Below are 6710 nucleotides of genomic sequence, written 5' to 3'. Positions count from 1 at the left end.
TACGGATGCTGCGAAGGTGACGCTCATTGATGTGACCGTGAATGAAGGCAGCGGTACAGCCTTCATCAAGGCTACCCTCGATTACAAGCCCCAGACGCCGCTGGTGGTGACGTTGAGCAACGGTGCGACGGTCACCTTTGGTACCAACTATGTCCCAGGGACGGTGGTGCAGTCCACAGCGTTCGCTGTGCAAGGCGATGACGTTTTCAAGGACGCAGAAACCATCAATGTCACTATTACAGGCACCAACGGTGGCGGTAATTTTGAATACCTAGACACCAGTGCCACTGCTACGGTGACGGTGAAGGACACCATCGATACCTTCAAGGTGACGATCCAAAGCAATGGCAGCGTTATAGAAGGGCAGCCCACCAACTACACCATTAGCCTGAGTCAGAAGCTGGGCGAAGCCTTGACGGTGACCTTGAGCAATGGCGACACGGTGATTGTCAAGGCTGGCGATATCAGTGCGACGTACACATTACCTGCCAATTCTGGCGGCACTTTGCTGGATCTGACGGGGGCCACGGTGGCATCCGGCAAAGAATTTGAGAATCTGGTACTGGGTGGATATTCAGCGCTGACAGGTAATGTGGGCAATGACACGCTGACCGGCGCGAACGGCAATGATGTGATCATTTCCGATGTGCAAGGGCTGCAGATACTGCCGGGGCAAAACTACAACATTGCTTTTATTGTCGACACCTCCGGAAGTATGGGGGATAAAGCTGTCAGCGATGCGGTAAAGGCGTTGCAAGAAGTTATCACAAAGCTGATTGCGAGCGCTAAGGGTGAAAATGCAGGCACGGTCAATATTTATTTGTCCGATTTTGATGCCAGCGTCCAAGGTAGTGTGAGTATCAATTTGAAGAATTTCACGGATGCTAATAAGGATGGCTTCCCTGACGTAATCAAGACGCTGCTGAACTCCATGGCAAGCGGGGGCGGAACCAATTATGAAGCCGCCTTTAAGGATGCGGCCAATTGGTTCAATTCCAGCTCAGTAAAAGCCAATGCAGGAACCAATCTGACTTATTTTATCACTGATGGTAAGCCAACATATTATCAGGATGAAAATCCGAAGGTGGTTGATTATTACTCGTCGAGTAAGAGTGATATTTCCTTGCAATCCTTGCTGATCAATTACAAGCTTGGTGATGAAATCAAAGTGGATGGGCGTGTTGTAGTAAGTAAAAGTGGCGAAGTTACTGCGTGGGTAGAAAAGTTCTGGGGTTGGGAATCGTCCTCCTTGGGTAAATTGACATTGAATGCAGATGGAAAGGGTGGTTATGTGTACTCTGTTGTAGGCGGGTCAGGAAATACGACCACATCGACTGAGACTTCGGAATCTAAAGCTGCATATGAATTGTTAAAGGCGGTATCCACAGGTGGAGTGCAAGCGATAGGCTTAGGGGCGGCATTGAGCGCGGATGACTTGAAAGCCTACGACTCCGACGGTGTGGTGCAAGCCAATATCGATGCCGCCAATCTGGCCGCCGCAATTCTGGGCACCAACATCACTTTGCCGTCGGGTGACGACATAGTGCAGGGGGGCAAGGGCGACGACATCTTGTTTGGTGACCAAATCAAGGTGGGCGATTTGCAGGGTTTTGCTGCACTGCAGAAGATGGTGGCCGATCAACTGGGCGGTGGCTTGACAGCTGACAAGGTCACTGTGGAGCAAGTGCACAACTACATCTCCCAGAACCATGCTGCTTTTGCTGAGCTGGAAACCACGGGCGGCGGCAAAGACGAGCTGCATGGTGGCATTGGTAACGACATCCTCTATGGGCAAGGAGGGGACGACAAACTGTACGGGGAAGATGGCGACGACATCCTGTACGGTGGCACCGGCAACGACATCCTCGATGGTGGTGCCGGCAATGACCTGTTGGTTGGCGGTGCAGGCAATGACACTTTGTCAGGCGGCACTGGCAATGACCGTTTGTTGGGCGGCCAAGGCAATGACACTTTGATTGGCGGTGATGGCGACGATGTATTTGTCTGGAGCAAGGGCGATCAAGGCACGATCGCAGCCCCGGCAACTGATGTGGTCAAGGACTTTGGCAATGGGAACGACAAGCTGGACCTGAGCGATTTGTTGCAGGCAGAACAGAATGTGACGGATCTGAGCAAGTTCCTGCACATTGATCGGGAAGGCGCCAACACGGTGCTCAAGGTGTCTAGCAGCGGTGGTCTGAGCACCACAGGCGCCAACTTTGACCAGAAGATCACGCTGGAAGGGGTGGCGTGGAATGACCCGGGCAATGACGCCACTGCCCAGAACAACCTGATCAAGCAATTGATCGCCCAGGGCAAGCTGGTGGTCGACGGCAACCACTGATGTCGGATGCCAGAGAAGGGTTCCGTCCTTCTCTGGCGCTGCCCTGTGTTGAATGCAAAGAGCGCATGGGCATGGCTGCATGCGCTCTTTTTTTGTTGGCACAGGCGGGCTGGTGGTTGACGGAGGCACTGGGATAATGTGCGGGCACCGGCATGCGCCCTGGAGGTGAGCGGTGAAGCATTTGCACACTTCAGTTTTTTGCGGTGCACTGCAGCCATGGGCCTGCTGCGTGGCAGGCTGTGGTTGTTTGTTTGTCTGATTGCTCCCGCCCGGGAATCTGCCTGGACTTTTTCATGCCCCTGTGTGTGCCCCGTCTTTTGCCAGTGCGCCGTGCGGCGCTGTGGGCATTGCGCACGGTGGCGATGGCGGCGGTGCTGTCGGTGGGTGCCTGGCGCGCGCCGGATGTGCAGGCGCTGGAATTTCACGTACAGCAGATGCGCCAGAGCATGCAGTCCCGCTTTGGCGAGGGCGGGGTGCAGCGGCTGGATGCCTGGCTGGCCATGCTGGAAAGGTCGGCAGGGCGCAGCGTGCAGGGGCAGTTGCAGGCGGTGAATGATTTCTGGAACCAGAACGTCATGGGCGGCGAAGACCAGCAGATCTGGGGCGAGGCCGAATACTGGGCCACCCCGCTGGAAAGCCTGGGCAAGCGCGCGGGCGACTGTGAGGACTATGTGATTGGCAAATATTTCTCACTGGTGCGCCTGGGCATGCCGGTGGAAAAGCTGCGCTTCATCTATGTGCGGGCCCGGGTGGGCGGCATGGGCAGCACGCAAAGCATTGCCCACATGGTGCTGGGCTATTACGAAACGCCGCAGTCCGAGCCGCTGGTGCTGGACAACCTGCTGGGCACCATTCTGCCTGCCAGCCAGCGCAAGGATCTGACGCCTGTGTTCAGTTTCAACGCCCAGGGCATTTATGTCACCGGTGCGCAGCCCGCTTCGGTGGAACGCATCAGCCGCTGGAAAGGCTTGATGGGGCGCATGCAGCAGGAAGGTATTGTGCCGTGAGCCCGTCACGCACGGGATCGGCAGGACTGGTGGGGTAAGTGAAATAGCTGAGGTAGGTGGGGTCAGCGGGAGCATTGGAGTCAGTGGGGCTGGCGGTCACGACCGCAGAGAACAAGGGTAGAGGGATGAAGGTGAGGTTTGCATGTCATTGTTGAAACGTCTGTTGCTCACGGTGAGCGTGGCCATCTTGATCATTTTGTCGGGCACGTTGGCGCTGAGCATCCATGCCGCGCGCCAGTACCTGGACGGGCAGTTGCAGTCGCAAAGCGAGAACGCGGTGTCCGCGCTCGCGCTGTCGCTGTCGCAGCCGGCCAACCAGGACGAGGTCACGCGCGAGCTGCTGATGATGGCCTTGTTCGACAGCGGCCAGTTCCGCGCCATCAGCCTGACGGGCACCGAAGGCCAGACGCTGTTTGAGCGCAGCCACCCGGACACCCCGGGCAATGGGGTGGCGCCACCCTGGTTTGCGCGCCTGCTGCCGCTGCGCGTGCCAGTGGCACAGCGCGCCATCAGCGACGGCTGGAAGCAGGTGGGCAATCTGTCGGTCACGGTGGACAACACCTTTGCGCGCGATGCCTTGTGGAGCAGCAGCATCCGCATGGGGCTGTTGGTGCTGGTGGCCGGCGGTTTGTGGGCGCTGTCGGTGGTGGGCTTGCTGAGCTGGTTCAGCCGCGTACTGCGCGAGGAAATCTCGGCCCAGGTGATGGCCATCGGTGCAACGGCATCGGGCACTGCCGCGTCGGGCGCGGTGGCGCCGCTGCGCAGCAAGGTGGCCGAGCTGACCGATGTGGTGCACGCCATCAGCGACACCCGCGAGCGTGTGCGCGCCACGGCGCAGGAGCAGACGCAGCGCATCGAATCGCTGGAAGTGGAGCTCAACCGCGACCAGGTCACGATGCTGCCCAACCGCAAGTACTTCATGAACGAGCTGCGCCGCGTGCTGCAGGGCGATGTGGCGGCAGACGGCCAGGCGCTGCCCGTGGGCGGTCATGTGCTGCTGTTCCGCCAGCGTGATCTGCAGGCGCTCAACACCTATATGACCCGCGCCCCCGCCGACGCGTGGCTGGCAGCCATGGCCGAGCGCGTGGGTCTGCGCCTGGCCGCCGAAGGGCCGGCCGGTACGCTGCTGGCGCGCCTCAACGGGTCGGACTTCATTGTGCTGATGCCGGGCATGGAAGGGCCTGCCGCCATGCATGTGGTGCAGCAGATCAAGCATGACCTGCAGGCGCTGCGCCAACCCATCGGCCCGGGCCAATGGTGCCGCTGGGCCTATGCGCTGACCGACTACGACAGCGGCGTGACCGTGAGCGAACTGCTGTCCCGCCTGGACCAGGGGCTGCGCCGCAGCGAGAGCGTGGGACAGGAAGAGGTGGAATACCTGACCGACGCCGCACCGCGCAACACCGTGAGCGAACGCCAGTGGCAGCAGACGCTGGTGCAGGCTTTGGCCGAAGAGCGCTTGAGCCTGCAGGTGGCCGCACAGAACTATGCCGCTGCCAGCACCACCGTACAGCGTCACGAAGCCTCGCTCACGCTGCAGGAAGCCGATGGCGCATTGCTGCAGGGCGCGCTGTTCCTGCCCGTGGCCGTGCGCCTGGGCATGTCGGCCACGTTCGATGTGCGTGCCATGCAACTGGGACTGCAGTGGCTACAGCAGCATGCAGGCGCCCAACTGGTGGTGAAGGTATCGCTGCCTTCCTTGTCGGATGACAGCTTCCTGCCGCAGCTGCGTGTACTGTGGGAACAGGCCGCGGATGTGCGCCAGCGCCTGTGGGTGGAACTGGACGCCCACGGTCTGGTGGCCTATGCGGAAGAGGTGGAAGCCCTGGCCAGTGCTGCTGCAGCGCTGGGCGTGCACGTGGGCCTGCGCCGTCTGGAACACGAGCCCATGGCCCTGGCACGCCTGCATCTGCTGCCGCTGGCCTATGTCAAGCTGGGCAGCGACTTTGCCCAGCAGGCCGCGACCAGTCCCGGCAGCCAGCATCTGCTGCAGGCCATGGTGGCCACGGCCCAGGCGCTGCAGGTGGAGGTCTATCTGGCGGGCAGCGTGGATGCGGAGACCGCCCAGGCGCTGCAGGCGCAGGGGGTGCATGTGCCGGTGGCATAGATCTCAGCGATCTCATAGCTCCGCTGCAGAGGCCCTGTGCCGCACCTGCCGTCCCGTGCGGAAGATGCGGCGGGTGCTTAAAAAGAATAGCTGCTTGTGTAGGCGGTGCCTTCATGAGCAGCTATTTTTTATGGAAATTTGGGTTGGCAGCAAAAGCCCGTCTTATCCGCGTGCAACGGCTGTCTGCTCTGAAGAGGGCGGCTTGCTGACCCCGCTTGGCAATGGTTGGCAGCGGGTGGCAAAGTTGGCGGCACATCACAAGCAGTGCCCGTCGCGCGGATTGCCACCGCGTCAGCGGCGTTGCGGATGGGTTGTTGAGATCGCTCAAGGGGCGGCGTCTTTTCCGTTGCGCTTGAGATACATATAAGTGGCCTCTTGGTGAAAAGAGGGCGGGAACTGGCGTGGCGGCCAATGGTCGCCTTGTAGGCAATCTCTTACGATGTATGCACAAACAGCCTGGAGCGATGGCCCCCCGCATCGACATCTGGGCACTGCTTACTGAAAGAGGCTGCACTTGGCTACGACAACTGTTCTGGTTGCCCAACTCACCGGGCAAGCGTGGGTCCGCGATGCGGATGGAAATCTGACCCCCCTGCGTGAAGGCATGCGCATCCCCGCCGATGCACAGGTGGTGACTGCTTCCGGCAGCACCGTGCAGTTGCAGGCAGACGGCCAGCCCCCTCTGACGCTGGGTGAAAACCAGGATGTGGCCCTGGCGCCTGAAGTTTTTGAAGACGTGACCGCCGCGGAAGCCGCCGTGCCTGCGGTCGCAGACCCATTGCTGGACAACCTGATTGCCGCGATCAATGACGGCCAGGATCCTTTGGCTGAACTCGATCCCACCGCTGCCACGCTGAGCGGTGGCGGTGGTACTGGCAGCACCTTTATCCGCCTGGCCGATGTGGTGGAAGTGACATCGCCGCTGGCCCTGGTCTACCCGCGTGGTGCCGCCGAAGTGGAGTTTGACCGCCGTGGTGGCGGAACCGCCGTAGCCCCGCTTGTCGCGGCCGAGGTGCCAACTGAGGCACCGACCGAAGCTCCGACAGAGGCTCCAACGGAAGCACCTACCGAGGCGCCCACGGAAGCGCCGACAGAGGCGCCTACCGAGGCTCCAACTGAGGCACCTTCCGAAGCCCCAACAGAGGCTCCGACAGAAGCCCCAACTGAGGCTCCCACGGAAGCACCGACGGAAGCTCCAACAGAGGCTCCTACGGAAGCGCCGACAGAAGCTCCAACCGAAGTGCCTACCGAG

The 6710-nt window shown here is 60.4% G+C and carries 4 protein-coding genes; all 4 read left to right on the top strand.

Translation table 11 applies throughout. The features are described 5' to 3' along the window. Positions 1–2344, top strand: a 2344-nt coding sequence (locus QM470_RS21345; protein ID WP_283340669.1) for an immunoglobulin-like domain-containing protein, incomplete at its 5' end; no start/stop codon positions are given. Between the two features lie 362 nt (positions 2345–2706). Beyond that, the gene (locus tag QM470_RS21340) at positions 2707–3351 is read left to right on the top strand and encodes a transglutaminase-like cysteine peptidase (RefSeq protein WP_283340670.1); all 645 of its coding nucleotides are present in this window, start codon (positions 2707–2709) and stop codon (positions 3349–3351) included. A 142-nt stretch (positions 3352–3493) separates the two neighbouring features. Next, complete coding sequence (locus tag QM470_RS21335) at positions 3494–5458, top strand: bifunctional diguanylate cyclase/phosphodiesterase (RefSeq protein ID WP_283340668.1); 1965 nt, start codon at positions 3494–3496, stop codon at positions 5456–5458. A gap of 514 nt (positions 5459–5972) precedes the next feature. Then, positions 5973–6710: retention module-containing protein (locus QM470_RS21330; protein WP_283340667.1), on the top strand; the 738-nt coding region annotated here is incomplete at its 3' end.

This window comes from Comamonas sp. 17RB (assembly GCF_030056555.1).
GTDB classification, from domain to species: Bacteria; Pseudomonadota; Gammaproteobacteria; order Burkholderiales; family Burkholderiaceae_C; genus Comamonas; species Comamonas terrigena.
This window is presented reverse-complemented; position numbering and strand designations above follow the sequence as displayed.

Excerpts from the sequence above, each read along its gene's own strand:
- QM470_RS21335 (WP_283340668.1), top strand. The coding sequence starts at position 3,494 with ATGTCATTGTTGAAACGTCTGTTGCTCACGGTGAGCGTGGCCATCTTG.
- QM470_RS21340 (WP_283340670.1), top strand. The coding sequence starts at position 2,707 with ATGGCGGCGGTGCTGTCGGTGGGTGCCTGGCGCGCGCCGGATGTGCAG.